Below are 25,856 nucleotides of genomic sequence, written 5' to 3' on the forward strand. Positions count from 1 at the left end.
TCACGAATACGCTCATATTGAGCTTTTGTAAGTTCCATCCCTCCCACATCTCACTTTATCTCTTCTTTGTCAATTAGTGTTAACACGCCCTAAACTGAAACTCCTTCCTCGCGGCCTTCATCCGGCACGTTTTGGAGAAATCTTCGCTCAGTTTTTCAACAGCAAAACTATTTCTGACGATAGAGTCATCGACAGCACTGAAGAGTATGGACAAATAAAAAGCTTTTTGAATGAACTTGCCTTTCAAGATCTCTTGGAAAAAGGAAAAAAATTCTTAGAAGGCTCTTCTTCGCAGGTTGAAGACTTTACACGTGATGATTTTTTTGTCCTTCAGCAAATACTTGAGAAGCGATTTTCGCATTTTGTTACAGCAAATCAACACGAACGACTCACAGAGTTTTACAACAGACTCGATCTTAAAAAACTAAGCAGTGAAAGCGCGCTTCATTCTCTTGAAGACAAAATCCCTTCGCTCAGTCAGCTCACCGGCTCTTTATTGGAAAACAAATCTCTTGATGAACGAAAGCAGCTCGAAGTTGATGGCTTTATTCTCTCTGTGCTAAAACATAAGCCCGAACACATAAGTATTACCATCTTCAATGACATTTTAAAGCAGCTCAACCATAGATCTGAAACTTTACAAAATGCTATCCTTGGAAAACCTGGAAAATCGCCCAGTTCAATTTATGCTGATTTTCTTCAAAAAGCCGAAGAAGGCATCGGCCCATCTGGAGCCAGTGATTACAAGCATATCCTCGTGTGGGGAACTCATGTTGGGCATCCAGCTGCTTACGCAGCTTACTTGCATGTTCTTCAACATTCATCCCATCCATTTTGGAAAATAAATCCAGAAGGAAAACAAACAGAATGGTTGTCACTCTCACCATTCATTAAATACGATCTTATTGAAAATATTCTTTCTCGTGATGATGTCCCCTCTGGAATAAGAGCAGATCTTAAAGCTGGTTTTCAAAGCTTTCGAGAGAAAGCAAAAGCTACAGTCTCTGAAGAATACCGAAAATATACTCCAGTTGGTATCGCGCTGTTGATTGAAGTTCAAAGTTTCCGTGACAAAAAACTTTTTGGAAATCTAGAAGAAATTTACAAACAAAACCATTCAAAAAAAGAATACAAAGAACCAGACTATTCCAACCTGGGCACAGCACTGATCAATGATATGTTTAACAACTCAGGAGCTACAAGCATTGCAATGACCCTAGCAGACCTGTCTCTCTGGCGCGGTAATTCAATTGGCATGGAAGAACTGAAGCGAGTGGTCAACGAAGGACAAGGTGGAGTAAGCGAAAGCTTAGATGAACTCTTTACCATTGAATCTCTTGCTTCACAAAGTAGAAATGTCATGGAAGAGAGACCTATTGCACCAGAATTGGATGAAAAACAAAAACAATGTTCTGAAGATGCATTCGATTTTTTTGATAATGGCATCAATGTAAAAGCCGTTCTTGCTTGGACTGAGAAAAAAGCTCAGGGAGGTGGAAATAGTGGCATTTATCAAATTCAGAGAACTTTTTTAAAATTCGAAGATCTCCTCAAAAAATATCCCAAAAAAATAATCCACAACGCATATGAAATTTATATTGGGGGCGTAAAAGCAAAACAAAATGATCTCGACTTAGGTTTCATTGATACACTCGAACGCAGCGGAAAATATAAGAGCGAACAAGAAAAACCCATCGATGCGCTTGCCTTTGTTTTTCGCAATGAAGACGACAGAAGAAATGAAAAGGCCTTTGGAATTATTACACAACTTGCCACGGAAGCATTGAAGGAAGATGGCAGCAGAGATCAAAATACTTTAGCAAAAAAAATGCTCGAAGATTTAGAATCTGCCCTGGTCTCTAGCGAGCATATCCAAGCCTTGCTCGAGCAAGCGAGCTACGAGCATGACGATAGACTACAATTCAAGATGCATTTTCAGTATAACAGCAAAGCATTTTTGAATGACACGCCAAAGTTCAAGCAAGATGCTGAACACCTCAAGCAAAACAAAAATGTTTATGTGGGAATTTTAAAACGTGCAGCAGAAGAAGACGGCACATTTACTCTCAGATCAGCAGGAAAATTATTAGAAATGTATCAATTATTTCATGAAACCAAAAATGAACCCTTTTTAAAAGAAACTTTGGTCACTTTGGATATTCAATCCATTGTTAAACACTTTGAAACCCGAAGACCATCAAATACATCAGCAACTATTATTATGAGACTTGCCATGCTTGGAAACCAAAAGGCCATGCAATATCTCTTCACGGCTTGGAAGGCGAATCCTCGTAATATAAACTATCTTCTTACTGAAATGCTTAATAATGATAACTTTGAACAAGCTCAGCAAGAAGTGCTCAACTTCGTGGAAACTCAGCTGTATGGCGAACATCCCGACGAAGCCTTTTTACTTTTAAAAGCTGCTGCCAACAATAGAGTTGTGGGTTCGTTCGAAATTCTTGGCCGCTTAGCACGCTTTGATGAACAGTTTCGCGATCAAGCCGTTGAACTTATCTTCACCCGAAATGCAGATGGAGCGCCTTCGTTTGAACAAGAGCTTGTTCGCAATCAACTGATCAACGACTGGGTAAATCTTGTAGACAGTGATCAAGCGAGTGAAGAGTTCATTTCTTATTTAAGCGATATTGCAAACAGTGAAAATTCTGTTCCTCTTTACGATTTAGAAGATAGCATCGCCTCCTACAACGAACGCAGAGCTGAAGAAGCAAAAGCAGCGGCCGAAGAAGAAGCAAGGAAAGCGGAAGCTCCAGCAGAAGCACCTGAAGATTCAACTCCAGCTATCACCCTTGGCGCTATTCCAAATAGTGTTGATAGTGAAAACGAAGATGATGTCGACCTACAAGAAGTTTACAGCCAAGCCTTAAACACAACAAACATCGGCATCAGAAGCCATGCCATTGATGTACTTTTTGAACATATCAACTCGCCAACCCAAGGTGCAGATGCCGCTGGATACCTTCGTGAACTTACGCTCAATCTTCCAGTTAATGAAAACGGAAGTATGTTTATCGAAAATATTATAAGTGGGCTCTTGCTTACACCAACTTCTACCACAAACACGATAGATGCTCTTGATGACCTTGTGGCATACTGCGAATCTTATATCAGCACCGAAACCGAACGTTGCAGTGTCATCTTAAGTGCCATGAAGGAAAGCGATACTGCACCCTATTCAAGTTTGGCTGCGGATTTGCTCGCTACTCTTGAGAGTGAAGAATAGAAACACTTCACTTGCAGAGCTAGATAAGGCTTGCTAGGACATGCGGTGCTTTAATAAAATTTAGCGCATGTCATCGCGAGGAACTGAAAGTGACGTGGCGATCTCGATTTTAGAATTGTCAGAGGGGATTGCCCGCCTGCCGGACGGGCAGGCCGCGCTTTGCTTCGCAAAACTCGCAATGACAGAATTAGCAATATTGTCTACACGCCGTAATGAGCAAGCCTATGAAAAAGCAATTATCTTCATTTCCTCATTCATTTTTTTCTAAACGCCACATCTTTTTTCTGGCGCTGCTTCTTTCTCTTGTTCATATCTCCTCACTTTCTGCAGAGACAAACAAAACCTTTTCACAGCTAATGCAGCAGCCAAAGGTCTTGGCGCAAATTACGCCACGAGATATCTCTCCCAAAACTCTCCACACTTTTTATGCATCACATCACTACAAACAATTCTGGACTGATGAAAAAAAATTGAATGACGCCGGAATTGAACTGATCAAAATAGTACTGAGCAGTAATAAAAAAGGACTCTCACCAAAAGATTATCACCAAGATCTTATCGTAAAATTGTTGGCAACGAAAAAAGGAAAAATAAAGTGGAAGCGAAAATTAAAACCACAAGAGATAGCTTCGCTTGAACTTGCTCTCACTAATGCAGCCCTCAACTACACTGTTCATCTGCATCGCGGAAAGTTAAACGATGAAACATACACTCCACGAAAAGTAAGTGACGTTGAAAGACAAAATATAGCGCCTCATCTTTTTAAAGCTGCAACTGAAAAAAAACTTGAAGATTTTTTTTCGGCATATGAGCCCACATTAAAACTTTATGCCAATTTATTGGATCTTTTAGAAGAAATAGAAGAGTTCGTTGAAAAAACTTCAGAATGGAAAACTATTCCACCTCAAGAAACCATTGAAACCCTGAATGAAGAAAAACCATCTCTCCCGCTTATCCGCTCTAGGCTTGCGTTTTGGGGCGATCTTAAATCACGCCATGATAATGCAAGCATGCTTTATTCTGAAGAAGTAAAAGAAGCAATTATCACTTTTCAACATCGTCACGGTTTAGAATCTGATGGAAAAATAGGCAGACAAACCATTCAAGCATTAAATGTGAATCCTCAAGAGAGAAAAAATCAAATCATCGCCAACCTCGAACGTCTTCGCCATCTTCCTCATACCTTAGAAAATCGTTACCTTTGGGTGAACGTTCCCAACTACAGCTTGCAGCTGTTTGAAAATGAAAACGAACTCATCAACATGAAAGTAATTGTAGGCCAAGAAAAACGGCCCACTCCAATTTTTCACAACACCATCCGCTATATTGTTTTTAGTCCTGTTTGGAATGTACCCTACACTATTGCCGTTGAAGACAAAGTGCCTGAACTTATACAAGATCCAAGCTATGCAGAAAAAATGAACTTACTTGTTTATCACGCCGCAAATGGAAAAGAAGAAATTGATCCCACAACTATTGAATGGGAAAAATACAAAGATGCAAAAGAAGATGAATTCCCTTTTCGCTTTGTTCAAGCGCCTGGAAACAACAATGCTCTTGGCCATATGAAATTTATGTTTCCCAATAAGCATGCGGTTTATCTTCACGACACTTCAAGTAGATCGCTCTTTCAGAAACACCACCGCGCTTTTAGCTCTGGATGTATTCGCCTGGAAAAGCCCATGTGGCTTGCGCAATATCTCCTAAACGATAAAAAAAATTGGGGCGAAAAGAAAATCTTTGAATCCATGAACAAACCAGAAGAAACAACAGTCTATATCAAAAAACCACTTCCTATTTACATCAATTATTGGACCGCATGGAAAAACAAAGAAGATAAAATGGAATTTCGCGAAGACATTTACAAGCTCGATCGAAATATTTCAAACCATTTGCTGTCGACGGGAAAGCATTGATGGGATTATGTTTATCGCTACAATAACTCACAAATTTGAAAAAGAGCTATTTTGATTTTTTTATCTAACCCAGCTCTTTCTTCCAAAAGTAAATAATCTCTTAGTTCATCATCAATGTCTTTTTGTGTGAGCTTTTTAGCTTGATCCATTAACCTTTCTTTAAATTCTTTAAACGTCATTTGTTTTGGTAATTTCACTTTTCTTTGCGAGTGAACATTTTTCAAACGCACTTTCAACGTTTCTTTATCCGGTTTGATTTTTAAAATAGAGTGGAAAAAGTAGATATCATAAAGATCCCTTATTAAACCTCGTTCATTCCAAGCGGCTAATTTATTTGAAAGCGAAACATCAAAACTCATTACCGAAACAATATGCGGGAATTGATTATTTTGCTTTGAAAGCGAACTTGTACTTATAGGTTCTGTCTTACACGCTTTCGAAACATTCACCTCAATTTGAGTTTGATACTGTTGATATTGTATTGATACGCGAAGCGAAGTTGAGTGAAATGCTGCTTCAATTTTTGCGCCTGGCAATTCTTGAAGCAATTTTTTAATCAAAGGATACACCTCTTTTTTTGATGAAAAAGGAACAAAAACATAATCCAGATCATTTGTATAACGAGGACAATCCAGCAGCCGCAAAACCATACCTCCCTTGAGAATAGCGTTCTTAGGATAAAGTTCAGCCATTCGGTTTATAATCCAAACCATCAGTGCTTCATTTGAATGAATATCAATCATGAAAGAAACTCCTTACAAAGCTTACAAATTTTTTATTTTTATATTTTTTGAGATAACGATCTATAATTTTTAAATTAAGTTTCTCGAGGGCAATGTCGGAAAAAATATCGAAAGAGTATCGTTGTCCCTTAAGGTGATAATAGAGCGTGTCTAAAAAAGCTTTTTCTTTATTTGCCATCCAAATGCCGTTACTCACTTCAAAACCAAAAAACAAATGTGGTGAAATACCTAAATGAATAATCTCCCCATATGTACTTTGGTATTTTCTTTTTTTCCCAATTTTTATTGCATATACGGTTTTTGCTGGAACTGAACCAATCAGCATGTGTTTGCTTAAGGCAGTACCTAAACTTAGATATGATTTTGCTTGAAGTCTTTGACTTAGCACTTCTAAATTTGGATTTTGAGAAACAAATATTCCTCGAATAAATGAAGTGAGAATGCCTTCTTTTTCTAACTTACTCACCTCGCGATAAAACTGAAGTTTACTTCCAACTTGTAAAAGGGTTTGTAGCTCTGAAGTACTGAAAACCCCTTCATTTTTCACCAAAAAATCAGCTATAACTTCCTGTTTTTTCTTGTTTAATTTCATACGGACAGTAACTATACAAAAACTGATACTTTCTGTCCATATAAAAATTCTGGTACTAGCTCCTGCGTCTCATCCATCGCTTACAATTTTGCTTCAATGGCCCGCGCTATTTGATTTCTCACTTCGTACAGCGCATTTGGATCTACCGCTGTCACTCCTTGCACATCCGGAAACAGTTGCTGTGCAAATGCCTTTGCAAGATCTTCTTCGCCTAGACTTTTGAGCATATTCAAATATTCGTAGTCTTCTAAACCCTCGCGAATAAGCTTAAGCCGCATTGAAGCAAGTGGAATACCTCGTTCACCACCGATACGAGACGGCAAACCCGGATACAACAAGGTTCCGTCGCCTGATCCTGAGAAAGCACACAAACCTCCCTCATTCCATGAGCTGGAGAGTTGTTCGGCAACTGAAAAATAAAGTTCTCCTCCAACATCCTGCTGGAACGTAAACCATTCCATTGCTCTTGCTTGCAACGCTGAAGCATCTATCACATACGAAGGATAACCCGTAAACCCTTCTCCCACGCTGGTTTCACAACCATTTCCACATCCATGGGAAAGACAAGATTGATACCACCACAATTCATGCTTTGGATTTGAGCTGAGAAAATCATCGTAATCGTCGCGCTCTCCAAACGGCAAACCTGTGCCAACCCAGTTAATTGCGGGAACTAAAATATCAATCAGTGAAGTAAGATTATTTGCCTTCGCTTGAGGAAAACCTGTGGTCACCAAAGTCTGCATGCCAGACAATTGAACAGCAGGCGCTATTTGCTGAATGGACTGCCAAGTACAACCGTTTGGTGGCTCATCACAAGTGTAGTGAAAAAGTGTTGTTCCGTTCCAAGCTTTTTCTTGCCAATGCTGCATGCGGAAGAGCAGCTCTTGCGGAATGTTTTGCACACCTGCTGCGAGTTCAGATCGCATGCTGGTAAGTTTTGCGAAGGGAAGCCGTGTTTTATTACTCCCTTTTAAAAAGGGTTCGTAGAGTTCATCAAAGTGATTCCAACTCTGCCCTTGCCGTGGCCAGCCGTACACAAATGAATCGAGTGAAATGCGATGGTCCAAAGCAAAACGTGCATACATCGTATTGTAATATTCTATTCCAGCATCTCCACCACACTCATTGTACCCTCCATGATGTGCACCGCACGCAGCATCCCAGCCAATACCAAACGCAGTTTTCAAACTTGAAGTTGAAGGAAGCGCAAAATTATAGACATGAAGCGAAATGGGAACACTCATATCGCCGTCGCTCGTTTGAAGGTTTACCGTTCCCAAATACGAGCCAGCCTCAGCATCTTGTGGAACTAAAACTTCAATCCACAATACTCTGGTTTCGTTTGGAGCAATCGACAAAGGAAAGATATTTCTTTTTTCATGAAACACTTCATCTTCTGCTGGAATAAGAGGATCTGGCCAAAACCCTGCGGCACCTTCATCGTTTGAAGCTTGGGGCACGTGATAAAGTTCCTCAAGATAAACAGTAAATTGCTCTTTTGGAATGACATGGTTATTTTGATGAGAGAGATCCGAAAGCGTAACAGCCTCAATCTGCTTTCCCAAAGCTTCACCATTCATCACCACCTGAAAAGCTTCGAATTCATTTTTCGCTGCAGAAATGCCAAATGTTTCAACGTAAGGAACAGCATCTTGAGGTCTGTATTTTCTGTTCACTTGATCAAGCCCTATCCATTTCGGAACAGCGCTGACATCCACACCAATTTCTTCAATGACTGGCGTTGTGGGAAACCCTTCCGAAGGTGGCGGTGACGACGTGAGGCTCTTTGTTTTTGTTCCCGACGAACCGCAAGAAAGAAGAAAAAGGAAAGAACAGAACAAGGTGAAGCGCTTCATCGAAAGCCTCCTTTTTTAGATATTTTTTTCATAGGCCGCCGAGTCTAAACTTTCTTTTTAGGGGAGAGCAAGATTAAAAAAACAGGAACCATTTCTTCTGAGGTTCCTGTTTAAATATTTGAAATACATCATAATTTTTAAAGCGAGCTCTTAGCCAGCAGTATACTTTCCCAAAGTAGCAAGGCCGTTGCATTCAATGCGGTGAAGAAAAACTTTTTTTGCTGAAGAAATGTTTTCTTTTTTTCCAGCCCAAGCTTTTAGCGTGTCTTCTTGCAAAGCCCGACCATAGGAAAAACTTAGATTCCAAGGCAAATCACCAAGTTTATTCATGGCATTTAAATGTTCAGTTGCCGCGATAGAACTTTGGCCGCCAGAAAGAAAGACGATACTGGGAACTTCCGCTGGCACGTATTCTTTCAGAAGAGTCACCGTTTCTTTTGCCACTTCATCAACACTTGCTTGCTGTGCACATTTTTTTCCAGAGATGATCATGTTTGGTTTCAACACCATGCCTGGCAAATAAACTTTTGCTGCGCGAAGTTCATCAAACACAATTTTCCATACTTTTGCAGTTACTTCACGACAACGCGAAAGCGTGTGAGCCCCGTCCATCAACACTTCCGGCTCGACAATGGGAACAATGTTGTTCTCTTGGCAAAGAGCAGCATAGCGTGCAAGCGCATGCGCATTTGCTTTTATGCAATAATCACTTGGAAGAATTTCGTTGATTTCAATCACCGCTCTCCACTTTGCAAAGCGAGCGCCAAGTTCGTAATATTCCTTCAAGCGCGTTGAAAGCCCATCGAGCCCTTCGGTAATTTTTTCACCTGGAAAGTTGGGCAAATCTTTGGCACCCATATCCACTTTGATTCCCGGGATCACTCCATTTTGCTCAAGGTATTTTGGAAATGGAACACCATCGTCAGTTGATTGACGAATCGTTTCATCGTAGAGGATAACTCCGCTCATAAACTGCTCGGCACCTTCTGTTGTGAAAAGAAGTTGGCGGTAGGCTTGTCTGTTTTTTTCGCTTGATTCAACTTGAATGGTATCAAAACGTTTTTTAATCGTTCCATTGCTTTCGTCCGCGGCAAGAATGCCTTTTCCTTTTGCTCCCATTGCCTTGGCAACGCGCTCTAACTGTGATGTGTCCATATTCTCCTCCTTGTCCCTCGTTTGGCTATCGCCTTAATCCCTCACTCTTTGAAGTACAAGAAAAAAATCAGTTCATCTCATCTCCATTTGCAAAGGAATCTGGGTGCGAACATTTCATGGCAAGCGAGAAGGACTGAGGAATATTTCCCGTTAATAACTGGTGGGGTTTGAGGTATTCGTACAGTTGTCCATAATGTTTTACTTCGTTATTGCTCACTCTTCTTATGACATGATGCGGGCTTAACCCTTCGTGTGATTTCAAGCCCATGGCGCCAATGAGTTCAGCCATCCCCTTCATGGTTTCTTTATGGTACATCATCACACGTGTTCTTTTGTCACTCACCACCAAGCCCGCAACAAGCTGAGGGTCTTGAGTGGTCACACCTGTTGGACAATTATTTGTATTGCATCGCAGTGCCTGAATGCATCCCAGCGAAAGCATGAACGCGCGCGCAGCATAGATGGCATCTGCACCTAAGGCGAGCCGCTTAATCATGCCAAAGGCTGAGGTCATTTTTCCCGCGGCAATAATTTTAATCATGCCTCGTAAGCCAAAACCAACAAGGGCATTGTGAATAAAGATAAGCGATTCTGTCGTTGGTGTTCCTACATGGTTGGAAAATTCTAGTGGCGCAGCGCCCGTTCCCCCTTCGCCGCCATCTACAGCAATATAATCTGGAGTGATTCCGGTTTTATGCATTGCTTTGCACAAGGCCATAAACTCTCTCTGCTTCCCCAAGCAAAGCTTGATGCCAACTGGTTTTCCGCCAGAGAGTTCTCGAAGCTTTTGAATAAACTGCATCATTTGAACTGGCGTTGAAAAAGTAGAATGCGCTGGTGGCGAAATAACAGGCTTGCCAAGAGGAACATCTCTTATCTGCGAAATTTCTAGATCTACTTTTCGGCCTGGAAGAATTCCACCATGGCCAGGTTTCGCCCCTTGCGAAAGTTTGAGTTCAATCATTTTCACATTGTGATGCGTTGCTTTGCGGGCGAAGGTGGTTTCGCAAAAAGTTCCATCTTCTCTTCTGCAGCCAAAATATCCCGTTCCAATTTGCCAAATAATATCGGCACCAGGTTCAAGGTGATACTTGGTGATTCCTCCCTCACCTGTATTTAAGGCGAAGTGACCGTCTTTTGCGCCGCCACTTAAGGCCATAATTGCATTTTTGCTGATGGCTCCAAAGCTCATAGCAGAAATATTCAAAATGCTTGCGGTATAGGGTTGTGTGCAACGTGGTCCACCAATAGTGATGCGAAGATGTTCGGGATCAAGATGTTGGGGTGCAAGTGAATGGTTTACCCACTCATACCCGGAAGCATAGACATCACGCTGAGTTCCGAAGGGCAAGGTATCTAGCTGCAATTTTGAACGTTGATACACCACGGATCTTTTTTCTCTGCTAAAAGGCTTTCCGTCCGTATTTGATTCAACGAAATATTGATTTATTTCCGGGCGAATAGATTCAAAGAGATAGCGAAAACGCCCAAGGATTGGGAAGTTACGACGAATGGTACTTTTTTTCTGAAAGTAATCTTGAAAGCCAAGCAGCAAAAAAGGCCCTACCAAAACAAGTGACCACAGCAAAACCGGGAAGGAAAAATAAAACCAAACCTCTACTATTATGAGTGTTATTGAAATAAATAAAAAAATTCTTCTCATATTTCCCCCTTAAGCTCCATTTCTTTAGCGTACTTAAAATACTCTGTCGACCTTTCATGTTTTAGCTCTTGACACATCGCCCGCAAATGCATATACGGCGAGGAATGCAGAACAGACTTCATCATCATGCTCATCATATCCCATAGGGGAAGGTGAACGTGTAAGCTGCAAAAAGAACAAACACTCTCAACACCGACCCCCAAAGGTCGGTGTTTTTGTTTTATCTGTTCATTGTAAACACTGACGAAAGGGGGAAAAAAAGGATAGAAAAACGTGACCTCAACATTTTCTCCGCTGGCCACATTACCAACACTTTCCACACCACTTCGCCTACCAGCATTGCAAGCTTGGTGGACATCTCCAAGTCTCACTCAACATCGCCAACTTGTCTTGCAGCACGCAAAAACACTTGGTTCTTTAAACCCTCAACAAGCGCAAGAGCTTAAACTCATTGAAGAAGCCGGCGATAAGCTTCCCGCAGCAAATGCCTTTGAACTTGTGCGTAATCACAAAATTGATGCTCTTTTGAAATCGATCAAACCAAAATCTCAAGGAGCTCGCTACTATACAGACAGAACTGAAAGGCTCTGGACACAACAACTTCCCTTTATTCTCAACTGGATGGATCAAGCTCTTATTACCGTAAACGCAAGAAAAGCACCAAACAGATTTGGCATTGATACCAGCACATTTGCCGCAGCTTGTAGATTGGAACGAGGCGCACTTTCTGTACTGCTCGCTTCTTCAAAATGGAAAGAAATTGCCAGAGCTTACCAAGACAGTTTTCGCGATGAAAACATTCCAGTTGGAAATCCTCTCTTCACAGATGAAGTCTTAGAAGTTGTAAAAAACGAAGCTCAAAAAAAAGCTAGCGCTCCGTTCACCCTTACTTTCAACAAATCTCTTCGAGCTGAAACCTTTGTTCCATCTCGTTTTGCTGCCGACGCACCTCAAGTACAAGGTGCACTCTTTTGTTATCCTGGCATTGGCAGGCTGGGATATTCTGATTTGCCTTCACTTTTTCCTGCAGCCTCAATTCTTTCGGATCTTCGAGAGGCTGATGGTCCAAAACGGATTGTAAATCACCAAGCCGCAAAGCTTTTTGCAACGGGTCTTTCCTGGCCACACCATGGTGGAGGCGATCAAGATCTTCCACTTGAAGAGCTGATCACAACTATTGATGCACACGCGAACTCCGTTGAAAACAATACCCTTCCCAAAATTGCATTAGGCCGTAGCTTTGGTGGCAGCACTTTGCTAGACTACATTCTCGCGCATCCCCAAACCTTTGCATCAGCATTTATTGTTTCAGCTTACAGCCCTGCGTTTACCAACTTTGTTTTGGCTTCGCTTGGAAATGAGGCGCGAGAGTTTAACTATCCCGGTTGGAAATGGGTCTTGGAACTTGATGGTTACTTTGAAGGAGACACTCCGGAAAGCCTTAGCCCAGAAGTATTTCAAGCCATGCAAGATGCTGCAAAGAAAACATCAACAGCCGCATATTGGAAAGCAAAAGCTGCACACTCACAATGGAAAATCCCAAAAAAACTTGAAGCACGTTTATCTGAGCTAAGAAAACTTGATCCAAACATCGATGAATTGTGGAAGCGTGATTGGTCGTTAGAAACAGAAGATGAAACAAGAGCGCGTGAAGAAAAACTGAAAGCGCTTCGAACTGAAGCAGGTTTTGACGAAATAAAAACTGAAGTAACTTTATTATGGGGAACAAACGACGATCAATATCCTCAAGGAGTAAATAACGAAAATCCCCTCTTCACCACTCGCTCTTTTTATCAGGCACTAAGCATAGCCTTTGGCTTTAAACTTTTGCCTTACTGTGGCGGACACGATCCGTTCAACACGAGAACGACAAATCAAAGAGTACGTGAAGAGGTGATTGCAACACTTAGAGCTAAGGTAAGAGAAAGTGTGGATTCTTCCACCTTGTCATCCTCGCGAACGCGGGGACCCAGCAATTAAAACACTTTGCTGTCATTGCGAACGAAGTGAAGCAATCTCCTCTGACAATTCTAAAACCGAGATCGCCACGTTTCACTCGCGATGACAAAGCGGTAAATTACGCACCACAGAAAAGATCACTCTCAAGCACGATGTCTCTTAAGTTTTTTCCTTTTTCATATGCAGACAGCAAAAGATCTGCTGGTGAGCTTTTGCGGATGATGGCCATTTCTTCAAGTTGTGCGAAGGCTTTTTCTTCGAAGGGTGAAATGAGTTTTTTTAGCTTAAGCCTTTCAAGTCCGCTGCGAGCAAGTTTCATCACTTGTGCTGCACATTCCAAAAAAGGATAAGGCCCAAACATGCCTTGCATTCCCTCTTTTGCTGCAGACGTAAGCGCTTCCCTGCAAACTGACACGTCAACAAAATCAAGCAAGAGCGAAAGATCGTTCAACGCTTCTTCATCATACACAAGCGACTTCAGCAAAACTGGAAGTGCAAAGGCTAAAACACAAGCTTGACGATCACAACTTCGCACTTCCAAAAATGACTTCAAACGAATTTCGGGAAACAATGTAGAAAGATGCAGATTCCAATCATCACTGTTTGCTTCATGTTTCTCAAAACCATTTTGCAAAAAATTTCGAAAGGTTTGATGCTTGTTCACTACCACTTTTCCATCACGAATTAAAAAGAACATGGGCACATCAAGCGCATATTCAACATAGTGTTGGAACGAAAAACTTTTTTCAAAAAAAAGCGGATGCACTCCACAACGGTCTGCATCGGTATACTGCCAAATATAGGCCCGGTAAGACTTGTAGCCGTTTGGTTTTCCTTCTGAAAAACATGAATTCGAAAAAAGTGCAGTGAGCAATGGAGATAATTTAATTAACGTTTGAAATTTTTTGCACGCATCTGCTTCATCTTTAAAATCAAGCGAGACCTGCAACGATGAAGTTTGCTTCATCATCGCTGCTGCCAACTTCCCTTTCGTAGGAAGATAAGCACGCATCACTTTGTAACGCTCTTTTTCAAGCCATTCAATTTCATCTACCTTTGCAAACGGCTGCATGCCAAGCCCGCTGGTGATGATATCCCAATCTTTGGTGAGCGCTTTTATTTCTTTCAAGTGTGCTTGCTCGTAGTGAAAGGCATGATCGGTGAATACGTCTTGAACACTTGAAAGCTCTAACTGACCTCCCGGCTCTAAGGACAAAAGCTCATGCCCACGCTCAAGAGAAATGATGAGGCCATTTTCAACACAAGGCATCCAGTGATAGTGATCCACCAATTGCTGGCAAAGTTCCTGGATGCTTCGTTTTCCTGTTACGGAGAGAGGAAGAAGGGTCTTGGCATCGAGCAAAAACTTCTCAAGTTCTAAGCCTACTTTTTCTTCGTAGGCTCCCGTCACAGAAAAGGGCTGAAGGAGATCTTTGGCTGATAATGTCATAGCTATGGTCTTTCTGGGCACATCAAAACTTAAAAAGAACTAAAAGAATCAAGACTTTAGGGCATTTAACCCAAAAAGGGAATAAAAAAGAACTTTCCCAAAGCTACGCTTGTTTCTGGGGCTTAAAAAAGCTATACTTATCAGATATTTAAAAAACTTGTTTTGAGCATTTCAGCTCGCAAGCTCACATCTGAGGAATAACACCATGAAGAAAAAATATTTCACCATTCTCTGCCTGGTTCTTTTTGCTCTTGCGTCATGCTCTGGTGACAGCGCGCCTGCTCCAGTTGTTCCTCCTGCGCCTGGCATTAGCCCCAACGATCTCGATGGCGATGGAATTCCCAACAATGCAGACAACTGCCCTCTTGTTTCAAACGCCGATCAAGCCAACACCGATGGTGATGCCACCGGAGATGCCTGCGACGAAGATGAGAATGGTGACGTAGATGGCGATGGACTCCACAATGGCGTTGATAACTGCCCGAATGCTGCAAACGCCGACCAGCTTGACTTAGACGCCGATGGCATTGGTGATGTGTGCGATGACGACATGGATGGTGACGGCATTGCCAATATTGATGATGACTTAAGCACCTGTGCCAACGCAGCGGGTTCTGATGCTCATATATTTCGTGGCAATGTTACGGCAGCTACTCTCCACCTCCTCTCCCCCGAACAGTGTCTCATTGAGGGAAGTATCCACTTAACTGGAGTTGTTGATATTTTAAAGTGGCAACAGTTGGAAAAAATTGGAAAGGTTACTCAAAATATTAACATTCATGACAACAATGCCTTAGTTGAATTCAAGATGCCGTACCTCAAAGAAACGGATAACATTTTCGTTACAAGCAACCCACAACTTGAAATGATCAACTTGCAACATTTGACATCTACCACAACCATCACGCTTCAAGAAAATAGTGAGTTGGCTTCTGTAGATTTTACTTTTTTAACCCAAACAGATTCACTTATCCTTCAATCAAACAGTCTTACTGATATAAATTTTCCTTCTTTGCTTACAGCAAACCTTACTATTAGCGATGGAAATGACGAACACCTTGAAGGAACAATTACAAGCATCAACCTTCCCCTTTTCAGCACGGGATCCCTCACAGTTAGAAACGCAGAAATTCTGCAAAGTTTATCTGCACCATCACTAACTGAAGCAAACAATATTTATCTCCATGGACTCATAAATCTTGAGCAACTTGACTTAAGCAATCTGCAAAAAGTAAACGAAAAACTCATGCTACGTGGTTACATGAGAAAACTCAAAACACTCAACCTTTCACAGCTTGAGCGTGTAAATGGTTTATTCAAAGTCTATCTTCTTACAGAACTTGAAACACTATCACTTGATAAGCTAAACGTTGTTACTGGAAGTCTTTCCCTCATTATCATTGCCCAAGTTAAAAAATATAAGTGCACCAGCCTTAACTTCTGTATTTGAGGATATTCTTTTGGCACACCTTTCAGAATTAACTTCTGTAGAAATGCCAGTGCTTACAAACACAAATGGTGCATTGATTCTTTATAACAATAGCAAGCTTGGTAGCCTTAATTTTTCAAGCCTCAGATCACTTGGTTTAAAAAAATTTGGAGGAACTTCTCAGTTTACTGAAGTAAGTTTTTTTGAAGGAGAGATTCCTGATGTCCTTGAAGAAATGGGAAGAAATGTTGATCCAAGTTGGAATAAAACAATCGAAAAATCCAGCATCGTTATTGGAAGAAATGTTCGTTTCAATTATACTGCCCAACATAAACTGCTTTCAACTGCTACTAGCCTTGCAAAAAACACTTTGATGAATACCACTCTCCCGCAAGCACAGTTCGATTTTGGAAAAATAAGATCAGTCCAAGGCTCTGTGTTTGTGTTTGGGAATTAGTAAGTGAAAAAAAAGCCAATTCCTTTTCAAGAATTGGCTTTTTGCTTTTCATTTTGTTCTACTTCATTACTGAGGACGAAGGGTTTCGCCGCCTGGCTTCCAGTTAACGGGGCATGCTTCAGCGCCGCCTGATTTTTCTACATACTGAATAGCCTGAAGCACGCGAAGAACTTCGTCTACATTTCTGCCAATGCCAAGATCATGAACAAGTTGATAATGAAGTTTATTGTCTGGGCCAATAATGAAAAGTCCGCGAAGAGCAATACCAGCATCTTCAAGCAAAACACCATAATCACGAGCTACTTGCTTTGAAAGGTCAGCTGCAAGAGCATGTTTCATTTCGCCAAGATCAGACTGGATCCATGCTCTGTGGCTGAATTTGCTGTCGGTACTGCATCCAATAACAGTGGTATTGAGAGCTTCAAATTCTGCAATACGTTCGTTGAAGGCGGTAATTTCAGTTGGGCACACAAACGTGAAATCGAGCGGATAGAAGTAAAGTACTTTCCATTTTCCTTCTAATTTATCTGAAGAAACGGTAACAAAATCACCTTTTCCAATAACAGCATCCATAGTGAAACGGGGAGCTTTCTGACCTATCTGCAACATAATGCCTCCATAGCTTTAGGGTTAACAATCGCGTAGTCTCTAACAGACAGCTTCCAAGCTCGTCAACCCCAATTTGGAAGGGAAAATCTTCAACAACACCCCGCTGGGCCGCTTCCAGTCTCTTTTTTACACTGAATGCTTTTGTAAACAACAGCGCCTGCAATGGCGCCACAAAGAGGTGCAACAAGATAAAGCCACAGTCCTGAAAAATCTTGCGCTAGAATTGCTGGTCCAATACTGCGAGCAGGATTAAGTGAAGCGCCTGTCAAACTTCCCCCCACAAGGGCAGCCAGCGCCACTGTTGTTCCAATCGCAATGCCCGCCATTTCACCTATGGCACGCGTATCGGTTGCAACACTCATAATCACAAACATCAGCAAAAAGGTGAGCGTAAATTCAATGCCAAAACTTGGCCAGATGCCCAAAACAAAATGCGTCATTCCAAAATCGTGGCCAGAAGGAAAAAGTTTAAGGTGTAAATATGAAGCCGAAAGCGCGCCGAAGCACTGCGCCAATATATAGCCAAATACTTTCCGCATCGGGAAATGCCTGGCCACACAAAAGGCAATGGTCACCGCGGGGTTGAAGTGTGCTCCAGAAATATGTCCCAGCGTATACACCATCACCGAAATAATTGCGCCAAACGCAAGAGGCACCATGGCCGCAGATACAAACCCCAACTGCGAAAGCAGCACGGCACCACAAGCAATTAAGACCAAGAAAAATGTTCCGAAAAATTCAGCAACGTAAGGTGCAAGATTATAACGTTTCATAAAAACTCCTTGTTTAATACGTAAAGGTTGAAGTGTGAATCTCCTGCAATGCTGCCGAAAGCAAACTCACTCCTGCCTGCAAATCTTTTTTGTGGGCGGCTTCCACAACCGTATGCACATATCTGGTGGGGATGGACATGGTCATCACCGCAGCACCACTGCCTGCCCGCTGAATACCACCAGCATCGGTTCCGCCACGAGTAAGTAATTCGAGTTGGTATTTAATTTTCTTTTTGTCCGCAACACTTCTCATAAAACGAACCAGTTTTGGATTGCTAATGGCCGCGGCATTCGTAATTTGTAAAGCTGGACCATCGCCAAGTTTGCTGATGAAGTTTTCCTCTTTCACTCCTGGAATATCACACGCAAGTGTTACATCCACCGCAATGCCCACATCGGGGTCTACGTGGAAAGCGCTGGCAATAGCGCCTCTGAGGCCAACCTCCTCTTGAGTGGTAAACACGGCGTAAATATCAGCGCCGCACTTTTTGCTTTTGAGGTTTTGTAACGTTTTTAGTAAGGTCCACACCGCCACGCGATTATCGAGCGACTTTGCGGTAACCAAATCACCAATTTCGGCAAACTCTTGCACCAAAGTAACAGGATCTCCAATTTCAATGTCCTTTTTTACCTTTGCAACAGAAAGTCCCAGGTCAACAAAGAGTTCCGAAAGGTCTGGCACTTTTTTCTTTTCTTCGTCACTCAACACATGCGCAGGTTTTGTGCCCACCAAACCAAGATGCGAACCAAATCTGCCATGCACCATCACTCTTTTTGCTATAAGCGTTTTGGGATCAAAACCACCAAGCGGGCTTAGGCGAAGAAAACCTTGTGCATCAATGAAACGAACCACAAATCCAATCTCATCCATATGTCCAGCCAACATCACTTTAAGCGCTGGCTTCTTGCCCTTTATTGATGCCTTTTTGAGGGCGATGACACTTCCCATTTTATCAATTTTAATTTCATCAACAAGCCCCTTCAGTTCGCGCAAAACAATCTTGCGAATGTCATCTTCAAATCCTGGGGCACCAAAAGCTTCCGTCAATTCTTTCAATAAGTGCATAGCACCTCCTTAAGTAACGAACGCTCTACAAAGCTTTCTGCGGAAAATCAACTGAATCTCTGTAATTGAGGAGACTTGCAGTCATTGCGGAGCGGCTGCGGCAAACTCCTCTGGCAATTCTTACAATTTGCTTGTCATCACGAGGAACGTAGTGACGTGGTGATCTCTTCGGCCAATTGTCAGAGGAGATCCTTCGTTACACTCAGGATGACAAACAAAACACCATTGCACTATTGCACCATTGAACCATCGAACTATCTTGCACCGGAAACGCAACTGCGATAGTTTCACAAAATGTTTGGGGGCTTAAAGCAGATCTTATTTTTTCACCGTTACCTAAAAGGATATTTTTCCTTTTTTCTTTTTGCGCTTTTTTTCACCGCCGTTGCAGTTTTGCTCTCGCTCTTAGCGCCGCTGCTCACACGGGTTTTATTCGATTACGCCTATCCTCTGCACAGCCTGCAACTGCTCAACGTTTGCATTATGGGCATCGTTGCCATTTACATTTCTCAACTTTTGCTAGGCGCTGTTTCAGATTACCTCGAACTCTATGCCCAACAAGAAGCAACACACAAACTGATGTACCAGCTTTATCAGCATTTGCAGGAACTGCCGCTGGCGTTTCACCAAGAGAAAAGCAGCGGAGATCTTATGCACCGTCTTACCGAAGACGTTGGCAACAGCATGGGCATGATTATGTCATTGTTGCCAACGCTTCTCATCGACGGCGGAAGGTTTGTGGTAGTGCTTTTGCTGGCTTTTTACATGAACCCAAAACTCACTCTTTTGGCCACACTCGCTATTCCTCTTTATATTTTAGAAACAAAATTTTTCGCTCATCGCTTACAAAGTGTAAAAAATGAAGCCATCGATTCGGACACCGAAATCATGAGCCTTTTGCACGAGAAAATTCCCAGCATCCGTACCATCAAGGCTTTTGGGCAAGAAACACAAGAAGCCCTTTCGTTTTCTAGACTCGTGCAAAACCGCTTCAAGATTGGGCTTAAAGAACGCTTGCTTGAAATCACGCATAGTTTTTCCAACTCGCTCACCCTTCAAATGTGGGGCGTTTTTCTTACGTGGTATCTTGGTTACAATGTTGTGGTGGGCAAACTCAGCATTGGCGAAATTGTAGCGCTCATGCTGTATTTGGAAATGCTTGGCGATCCCATTAAATCTTTCATCCATCTTTTTACTTCATGGAAAACAAATGTAGTTTCCATGCAAAGAGTGCGAGAAGTTTTCTCCAACCGAAGTGAACTTAAAAAGAAGAAAGCAGAAAAAGAACTTGAAGTCACAAGCGGAGCCATATCAACCAAGGCCCTTAGCTTTGAATATCAAAAAGATGAACACATTCTAGAAGATCTCAACGTACAATTTCCCGCAAAGTCACTCACTGCCATTGTTGGCCAAAGTGGTGCTGGAAAATCAACGCTGGTCAATTTGCTGATGCGTTTTTTTGAGCCTAGCCTCGGTGCCATTTTTATTGATCAGCAAAACATCTGTGAAGTAAGCGTGAATAGCCTCAGAAATCATATTGGCATGATTGCTCAAGACTTCAATTTATTCAAAGGAACTGTGCTGGAAAATATTTTGTACGGCAATGAAAGCAGAACTGAAGCTGATGCTATAGATGCAGCACGTTTTGCGGGCGCCTATGATTTCATCCAAAAGCTTCCTCACGGAATTCATAGCCAGGTTGGTTTTGCGGGCGAGCTTCTTTCTGGCGGACAACGCCAACGCGTTGCAATTGCGCGCACGCTTTTGCGAGATCCCGATCTTATTATTTTTGATGAAGCTACAAGCGCGCTTGACAGTGAAAGCGAATTGAAAATTCAAGAAACCATTTTAAAACTTCGCCAGCACAAAACGGTTATTGTCATTGCTCACAGACTTTCCACCATCAAAACTGCCGACAACATTCTGGTGCTTGAAGATGGCCACTTAAAAGAACAAGGAAGCTTCGAAGAATTGTTGGCAAAAAAAGAAGCTTTCTATCGCTACTATTGGAACCAGTTTGGCGGGCTCTCTCACTTTAAACAACAACTCGATCAAGAATTTGAGCGCAGTGTCCGTTACCGATCTCAATTTTCTTTGGCTATGCTGCAAATACTTAATTACAAAACCATTGCTAAAAACACATCGTTTGCAGCCGACCAGCTTATGCACGAAGTTGATTTCGCCCTCAAAAAACTGATTCGTCTTGGCGACAATATTGCTTATTACAAAGATGGACTTTTTCTTTTCTTACTTCCAGAAATTGATGATGAACATTTAAATGGTTTTTTTGCTCGTATGAGTTCAACGCTGCCAAGCTATGACATTCCATCACTGGGTCGCCCGCTAAACCAAACAGACCTTCGTTTTTGCGGCGCTGCCTTTAAAGGAAAGCTGTTTAAAAATTCAGAATTTCTTCTTCAAGCTTTGGAACGTTTTACTCAAAATGATGACAGCTCTGGTTCTTATCAGATTGAACAAGAAGTTTTAATGGAAAATTATGAGAACTAATCTTTTAGAAAAAACCTTTGAAAGTTTTACTCTTGGCCTCAACAAAACCAAAGCATGGCTGCTGGTCTTGCTTGGAGCGTTGTTGACGCTGGCACTTCTTTTTGCAGCTGTCTGGTATTTTCAAAACCCTCTTCAGCTCGAAACAAATCGCACATCCCTGCAACAACTGCTTATGCAAAAGTAATTCTGGCAATTCTGTGTCATTACGAAGGAAGAGATTTAAGTTTGTCATCCTCGCGCTTGCCTGCCTTTGGCAGGAAGGCGGGGATCCAGCAATTCAAACACTTTGCTGTCATCCTGAGTGTAACGAAGGATCTCCTCTAACATTTGAACGAGGAGATTGCCACAGTCGCTACGCTCCTTCGCAATGACAGAAAATTGTGGGTTCCCGCCTTCGCGGGAATGACAAGCTCTCAAATTGAGAACACGCCCTAAACTTCAGAACTAATCTGCTCTAGCAATTCTTTCACTCTTCGTTCGATATCATCTCTTGTCTCTCGCAAAACCTTTTGTTCATTGAGCGTGCCAACAGCGCGATAAGGATCTGGGATTGACCAGTGCAAAACTTTTTTGGCTTCAGGAACATAAGGACAATGTTCTTTGGCGTTGTCGCAAACAGTAACGACATAATCCATCGTCTTCAACAAGTTAGAATTTATTTTCTCTGAAGTATGACCTGAAATATCAATCCCAAGCTCACCCATGGTTTCAATGGCAACCGGATGCACTCCACTTGCCATCACGCCTGCACTGAACACTTCAACTTTATCAGCACCATAGTGACGCGCAAACCCTTCTGCCATCTGCGATCGAAAGGCGTTACCCGTACAAATAAAAATAATTCGAGTTTTCTTTTTCATGTTTCAACTTTTTCTCCCCTCCTAGCGGGAGGGGATTAAGGGGAGGGAGAAAATCTTATTTCTTCGTTACAACGCTACTAAACGCATCAATGGTTTTATCAAGCTGCTCCCGCGTATGAGCTGCAGAAACCTGGCAACGAATGCGAGCTTTTCCTTTTGGCACCACTGGAAAAGAAAAGCCTTTTACATAAACTCCCTTTGCAAGCATAGCCTTTGCCACATCATTTGCTTTTTTTGCATCGTAAAACATTACGGGGACAATGGGATGTTCACCTTCTAAAAGATCGAGCCCTGCTTGTTTCAATCCACTTCGGAAATACTTTGTATTTTCATTAAGCTTCACACGAAGCTCATTACTGTTGAAAATAAGGTCAAGGGCAACAAGTGTAGCTGCAGCAATCATTGGCGGGAGGGCATTTGAAAAAAGATATGGACGTGAACGCTGACGCAAAAATTGAATCAGTTCTTTTTTTCCAGTTGTAAATCCGCCAGCAGCGCCTCCAAGCGCTTTTCCCAAGGTTGAAGTGATAATGTCCACTTGATCCATCACCTTGCAATATTCCGGAGAACCTCTACCTTCTTTTCCCACAAAACCTGTGGCGTGGCTATCATCCACCATTACGATGGCATTGTATTTTTTTGCCAAAGCGCAAATTTCATCCAACTTTGCAATGTAGCCATCCATGGAAAACACACCATCAGTTGCAATGAGTTTTAAAACAGCTTTTTCTTCATCAGCTTTTTGTAAGGCAGTTTCCAATTCTTGCATGTTTGAATTTTCATAGCGATAACGCTTCGCCTTGCAAAGCCGCACGCCATCTATGATAGAGGCGTGATTCAAACTGTCGCTGATAATGGCATCGTGCTCACCTAAAATGGTTTCAAACAACCCTTCGTTCGCTTCATAGCAAGAAGAATAGAGAATAGTATCTTCTGTGCCCATAAATGTTGTGATGGCTTGCTCCAAATCTTCATGAACCGAAAACGTTCCGCAGATAAAACGAACAGATGCTGTTCCATAGCCAAATTCATCAAGAGCTTTTTTTGCAGCAGCAATAAGTTGTGGATGATTGGCAAGGCCAAGATAATTATTGGCGCAGAAATTTATCACATCGCCCTGCTGCGCACGAATGACGGCACTTTGCGAAGAGTAGATAGCCCACTCTTCCTTCCACAAAGCAGCCTCTTCAATGGAAACCAATTCTTGTTTTAGTTTTTTTTGAAGGTCTTGATACATAAATTATCCCTATCTTGTCATCCTCGCGCTTGCCTGCCTTTGGCAGGAACGCGGGGACCCACAATTCACTTCTCTTCACTCAACAAATAATTCTTAAACATTCAGCACAATTTTTCCGCACTTCATTTCTTTTGCATTTAAGAGCGACATTGCTTCTGCAATATTTTCTAGTGGGAATTCGTGTGTGATGACATGTGAAACATCAATTTGCTTCGAGCTTAATAATTCAGCCATGTGATCCCACGTTTCAAACATTTTTCTGCCGTTAATGGCCTTAAGCGTTGCACCTTTGAAAATGAGATCGTTGGCAAAGTTGATTTCTACTGGCTTTGAGGGAATTCCAAACGCAACAAAAGTTCCTGCACGTTTCATCACTGCAAAACCATCGTGAATAGCACGTGCCGAGCCGCTCATTTCCAGTACCACATCAACACCGTGGCCAGTAGTAACTGACATGATGGCTTCTTCCGCATTTTGATCTTTCACATTAATCACATGATCCGGTGAAAACGTGCGCATAAGATCAAGGCGATACGGCTGCATGCCAAGTGCAATCACGGTTTCAGCCCCGGCAGCTCTTGCAAGTGCACACGAAAAAATTCCAATGGGACCATCGCCAAAAATGGCAACGGTTTTTCCGCGAACGTTTCCTTCGTCTACAGTATAGACTGCATTTCCCAACGGTTCCAAAATGGCGCCCAGTTTCCACGGCAAAGATTTTTCCTGTTTCACACAACACAAAGCTGGGAGCGAAAGGTATTCTGCAAAACTACCAGGCCTGTCGATGCCCACAATCTGCAAATGCTGGCAGAGATGCCTATTGCCGGTGTGACACTGATAACATTTTCCACAAGGGATATGAGTTTCAACGGCAATGTGATCTCCCACTTTCAACTCTGTAACACCTTTTCCCAATTCCACTACTTCACCAGCGCATTCATGGCCAATCACAAGTGGAGGCGCAATGCGGCTTGCAGCCCACTCGTCCCAATTGTAAATGTGCACATCCGTTCCACACAAAGAGGTGGCCATTACGCGAATAAGCACTTGGCCATCTGCAGGTTTTGGAGTTGGAGCATCAATTAAGGTTAGGCCGGGTGCTGCAGTTTGCTTGGAAAGCGCTTTCATAATTTTCTCTTTTGCACACATGTCACCTCGTCATCACGAGGAGCACAGCGACGTGGCCTGCCTGCCGGTCAGGCAAGGTGATCTCCTCGGTCAATTGTCAGAGGAGATCCTTCGTTTCACTCAGGATGACAAAATAAGGACACGCCCTAATATCCCCAAAAGGTTTTACTCATTTCATAAAGTTCATCATCCACTGTTTTGATACCACTAGCAACGGTTGAAAGTGGAACTTCAACAATATCTTTTCCTTGCAACGCAACCATCACTCCAAAATGTTTTGAGTGAATAGCATCCATCGCTGCAACACCAAACTTTGTAGCAAGCACACGGTCGTGTGATGTAGGTGTGCCGCCACGTTGCACATGGCCAAGCACGGTTACTCTTGTATCGTAGCCTGTGCATTTTTGAATGGACTTCGACAAGACCTCCCCAATTCCACCCAACTGAACGTGTCCAAACTCATCACGTTTTTCAGACGACAACACTTCTCGCTGTCCATCTTCTTCTTTTATTTTTGCTCCTTCAGCCACAACTACGATGCTAAAGTGCACTCCCTTTTTGTGACGCTCATTCAGCAAGTCGCAAACTTCTGCAAGATCAATGGGTTTTTCGGGAATAAGAATCACATCGGCACCACCCGCAAGTCCAGAGTGCATCGCAATCCAACCAGCATGCCTTCCCATCACTTCCACCACAAGCACGCGGTGATGTGATTCTGCTGTAGTGTGCAAACGATCAATAGCTTGTGTTGCAATTTCAACTGCCGTATCAAAACCAAACGTGTAATCGGTTCCCAGCAAATCGTTGTCGATGGTTTTGGGAACGCCAACTACATTGTAGCCTTCGGCAGAAAGCTTTGCCGCTACACCCAAGGTGTCCTCTCCACCAATAGCAACAAGGCCTTCCAAGTGAAGGCTTTTTAAATTACTTATAGCTTTTTTATAAAGTTCATCCGTTTTGTAGATATTGGTGCGCGAAGTACCAAGAAGAGTTCCACCTTTTACTAAAATTCCTCGAACTGCTTCTCGGTCTAAAGTAAACACATCTTTTTCAACTAATCCTTTCCAACCATTTCGAATACCCACAATTTCATAGCCATCGTGATGAAGTGCTCGCCTCACAACTGCACGTATAACAGCGTTTAAGCCTGGACAATCTCCACCACCTGTTAATATCCCAACACGTTTTTTTGAACTTAAGCCAAACAT

20 protein-coding genes are annotated in these 25,856 nt (G+C 42.4%); 7 read left to right on the plus strand and 13 right to left on the minus strand.

Features of this window, described 5'->3' with window-relative positions; translation table 11 throughout:
- Positions 1-76: 76 nt before the first annotated feature.
- Positions 77-3,244 carry a hypothetical protein gene (locus COV43_03780; protein ID PIR25796.1) on the plus strand — a complete coding sequence of 1,056 codons (3,168 nt, stop codon included), beginning with the start codon at positions 77-79 and terminating at the stop codon, positions 3,242-3,244.
- A gap of 212 nt (positions 3,245-3,456) precedes the next feature.
- The gene (locus tag COV43_03785; protein PIR25797.1) at positions 3,457-5,160 is read left to right on the plus strand and encodes a hypothetical protein; all 1,704 of its coding nucleotides are present in this window, start codon (positions 3,457-3,459) and stop codon (positions 5,158-5,160) included.
- Between the two features lie 17 nt (positions 5,161-5,177).
- On the opposite strand, the gene COV43_03790 is transcribed toward COV43_03785, so the two are convergent.
- The 5 genes from COV43_03790 to COV43_03810 form a co-directional block, all read right to left on the minus strand.
- On the minus strand, positions 5,178-5,903 hold the full coding sequence (locus tag COV43_03790) for a hypothetical protein (GenBank protein ID PIR25798.1): 726 nt from the start codon (positions 5,901-5,903) through the stop codon (positions 5,178-5,180).
- Positions 5,896-6,495 carry a hypothetical protein gene (locus COV43_03795; GenBank protein ID PIR25799.1) on the minus strand — a complete coding sequence of 200 codons (600 nt, stop codon included), beginning with the start codon at positions 6,493-6,495 and terminating at the stop codon, positions 5,896-5,898. Before COV43_03795 ends, COV43_03790 begins: the two co-directional genes overlap by 8 nt.
- Positions 6,496-6,575: 80 nt before the next feature.
- Positions 6,576-8,354, minus strand: coding sequence for a hypothetical protein (locus COV43_03800; GenBank protein ID PIR25800.1), 1,779 nt, complete (start codon positions 8,352-8,354; stop codon positions 6,576-6,578).
- A gap of 150 nt (positions 8,355-8,504) precedes the next feature.
- Complete coding sequence (locus COV43_03805; protein PIR25801.1) at positions 8,505-9,509, minus strand: fructose-bisphosphate aldolase class I; 1,005 nt, start codon at positions 9,507-9,509, stop codon at positions 8,505-8,507.
- A gap of 67 nt (positions 9,510-9,576) precedes the next feature.
- Positions 9,577-11,172 (minus strand): FMN-binding glutamate synthase family protein, encoded by a 1,596-nt coding sequence (locus COV43_03810; GenBank protein ID PIR25802.1) that lies wholly within the window; start codon positions 11,170-11,172, stop codon positions 9,577-9,579.
- A gap of 273 nt (positions 11,173-11,445) precedes the next feature.
- Between COV43_03810 and COV43_03815 the strand changes: the two genes are divergently transcribed.
- Positions 11,446-13,152: a hypothetical protein gene (locus tag COV43_03815; protein ID PIR25803.1), complete on the plus strand. Its 1,707-nt coding sequence runs from the start codon at positions 11,446-11,448 to the stop codon at positions 13,150-13,152.
- A 97-nt stretch (positions 13,153-13,249) separates the two neighbouring features.
- Here COV43_03815 and COV43_03820 read toward each other — a convergent pair whose 3' ends face one another.
- Positions 13,250-14,581: a hypothetical protein gene (locus tag COV43_03820; GenBank protein ID PIR25804.1), complete on the minus strand. Its 1,332-nt coding sequence runs from the start codon at positions 14,579-14,581 to the stop codon at positions 13,250-13,252.
- A gap of 205 nt (positions 14,582-14,786) precedes the next feature.
- Here COV43_03820 and COV43_03825 point away from each other — a divergent pair, with 205 nt between their 5' ends.
- Positions 14,787-16,031, plus strand: coding sequence for a hypothetical protein (locus COV43_03825; GenBank protein PIR25805.1), 1,245 nt, complete (start codon positions 14,787-14,789; stop codon positions 16,029-16,031).
- On the plus strand, positions 15,982-16,467 hold the full coding sequence (locus tag COV43_03830; GenBank protein ID PIR25806.1) for a hypothetical protein: 486 nt from the start codon (positions 15,982-15,984) through the stop codon (positions 16,465-16,467). Before COV43_03825 ends, COV43_03830 begins: the two co-directional genes overlap by 50 nt.
- Positions 16,468-16,533: 66 nt before the next feature.
- On the opposite strand, the gene COV43_03835 is transcribed toward COV43_03830, so the two are convergent.
- The 3 genes from COV43_03835 to COV43_03845 all read right to left on the minus strand — a co-directional run bounded on the left by COV43_03835 (position 16,534) and on the right by COV43_03845 (position 18,915).
- Positions 16,534-17,076 carry a thioredoxin peroxidase gene (locus tag COV43_03835; GenBank protein ID PIR25807.1) on the minus strand — a complete coding sequence of 181 codons (543 nt, stop codon included), beginning with the start codon at positions 17,074-17,076 and terminating at the stop codon, positions 16,534-16,536.
- A gap of 89 nt (positions 17,077-17,165) precedes the next feature.
- On the minus strand, positions 17,166-17,849 hold the full coding sequence (locus tag COV43_03840) for an aquaporin (protein PIR25808.1): 684 nt from the start codon (positions 17,847-17,849) through the stop codon (positions 17,166-17,168).
- A 13-nt stretch (positions 17,850-17,862) separates the two neighbouring features.
- The gene (locus COV43_03845) at positions 17,863-18,915 is read right to left on the minus strand and encodes an endoglucanase (protein ID PIR25809.1); all 1,053 of its coding nucleotides are present in this window, start codon (positions 18,913-18,915) and stop codon (positions 17,863-17,865) included.
- Between the two features lie 294 nt (positions 18,916-19,209).
- On the opposite strand from COV43_03845, the gene COV43_03850 reads away from it, so the two are divergent.
- Complete coding sequence (locus COV43_03850; protein ID PIR25810.1) at positions 19,210-21,423, plus strand: hypothetical protein; 2,214 nt, start codon at positions 19,210-19,212, stop codon at positions 21,421-21,423.
- Positions 21,413-21,607 (plus strand): hypothetical protein, encoded by a 195-nt coding sequence (locus tag COV43_03855; GenBank protein PIR25811.1) that lies wholly within the window; start codon positions 21,413-21,415, stop codon positions 21,605-21,607. Before COV43_03850 ends, COV43_03855 begins: the two co-directional genes overlap by 11 nt.
- A 247-nt stretch (positions 21,608-21,854) precedes the next feature.
- On the opposite strand, the gene COV43_03860 is transcribed toward COV43_03855, so the two are convergent.
- The 4 genes from COV43_03860 to COV43_03875 all read right to left on the minus strand — a co-directional run bounded on the left by COV43_03860 (position 21,855) and on the right by COV43_03875 (position 25,856).
- Positions 21,855-22,283 carry a hypothetical protein gene (locus COV43_03860; GenBank protein ID PIR25812.1) on the minus strand — a complete coding sequence of 143 codons (429 nt, stop codon included), beginning with the start codon at positions 22,281-22,283 and terminating at the stop codon, positions 21,855-21,857.
- Positions 22,284-22,338: 55 nt separating this feature from the next.
- Positions 22,339-23,520, minus strand: coding sequence for a glycine C-acetyltransferase (locus tag COV43_03865; GenBank protein PIR25813.1), 1,182 nt, complete (start codon positions 23,518-23,520; stop codon positions 22,339-22,341).
- A gap of 93 nt (positions 23,521-23,613) precedes the next feature.
- The gene (locus tag COV43_03870; protein PIR25814.1) at positions 23,614-24,669 is read right to left on the minus strand and encodes an L-threonine 3-dehydrogenase; all 1,056 of its coding nucleotides are present in this window, start codon (positions 24,667-24,669) and stop codon (positions 23,614-23,616) included.
- A gap of 125 nt (positions 24,670-24,794) precedes the next feature.
- Positions 24,795-25,856 (minus strand): 6-phosphofructokinase, encoded by a 1,062-nt coding sequence (locus COV43_03875; GenBank protein ID PIR25826.1) that lies wholly within the window; start codon positions 25,854-25,856, stop codon positions 24,795-24,797.

This window comes from Deltaproteobacteria bacterium CG11_big_fil_rev_8_21_14_0_20_42_23 (assembly GCA_002796345.1).
Classification (GTDB): Bacteria; UBA10199; UBA10199; order 2-02-FULL-44-16; family 2-02-FULL-44-16; genus 1-14-0-20-42-23.

Coding starts and splice junctions, on each gene's coding strand:
- COV43_03785 (PIR25797.1), top strand. CDS start 3,457: ATGAGCAAGCCTATGAAAAAGCAATTATCTTCATTTCCTCATTCATTT.
- COV43_03790 (PIR25798.1), bottom strand. CDS start 5,903: ATGATTGATATTCATTCAAATGAAGCACTGATGGTTTGGATTATAAAC.
- COV43_03795 (PIR25799.1), bottom strand. CDS start 6,495: ATGAAATTAAACAAGAAAAAACAGGAAGTTATAGCTGATTTTTTGGTG.
- COV43_03800 (PIR25800.1), bottom strand. CDS start 8,354: ATGAAGCGCTTCACCTTGTTCTGTTCTTTCCTTTTTCTTCTTTCTTGC.
- COV43_03805 (PIR25801.1), bottom strand. CDS start 9,509: ATGGACACATCACAGTTAGAGCGCGTTGCCAAGGCAATGGGAGCAAAA.
- COV43_03810 (PIR25802.1), bottom strand. CDS start 11,172: ATGAGAAGAATTTTTTTATTTATTTCAATAACACTCATAATAGTAGAG.
- COV43_03820 (PIR25804.1), bottom strand. CDS start 14,581: ATGACATTATCAGCCAAAGATCTCCTTCAGCCCTTTTCTGTGACGGGA.
- COV43_03825 (PIR25805.1), top strand. CDS start 14,787: ATGAAGAAAAAATATTTCACCATTCTCTGCCTGGTTCTTTTTGCTCTT.
- COV43_03835 (PIR25807.1), bottom strand. CDS start 17,076: ATGTTGCAGATAGGTCAGAAAGCTCCCCGTTTCACTATGGATGCTGTT.
- COV43_03840 (PIR25808.1), bottom strand. CDS start 17,849: ATGAAACGTTATAATCTTGCACCTTACGTTGCTGAATTTTTCGGAACA.
- COV43_03845 (PIR25809.1), bottom strand. CDS start 18,915: ATGCACTTATTGAAAGAATTGACGGAAGCTTTTGGTGCCCCAGGATTT.
- COV43_03850 (PIR25810.1), top strand. CDS start 19,210: ATGTTTGGGGGCTTAAAGCAGATCTTATTTTTTCACCGTTACCTAAAA.
- COV43_03855 (PIR25811.1), top strand. CDS start 21,413: ATGAGAACTAATCTTTTAGAAAAAACCTTTGAAAGTTTTACTCTTGGC.
- COV43_03860 (PIR25812.1), bottom strand. CDS start 22,283: ATGAAAAAGAAAACTCGAATTATTTTTATTTGTACGGGTAACGCCTTT.
- COV43_03865 (PIR25813.1), bottom strand. CDS start 23,520: ATGTATCAAGACCTTCAAAAAAAACTAAAACAAGAATTGGTTTCCATT.
- COV43_03870 (PIR25814.1), bottom strand. CDS start 24,669: ATGTGTGCAAAAGAGAAAATTATGAAAGCGCTTTCCAAGCAAACTGCA.
- COV43_03875 (PIR25826.1), bottom strand. CDS start 25,856: ATGTTTGGCTTAAGTTCAAAAAAACGTGTTGGGATATTAACAGGTGGT.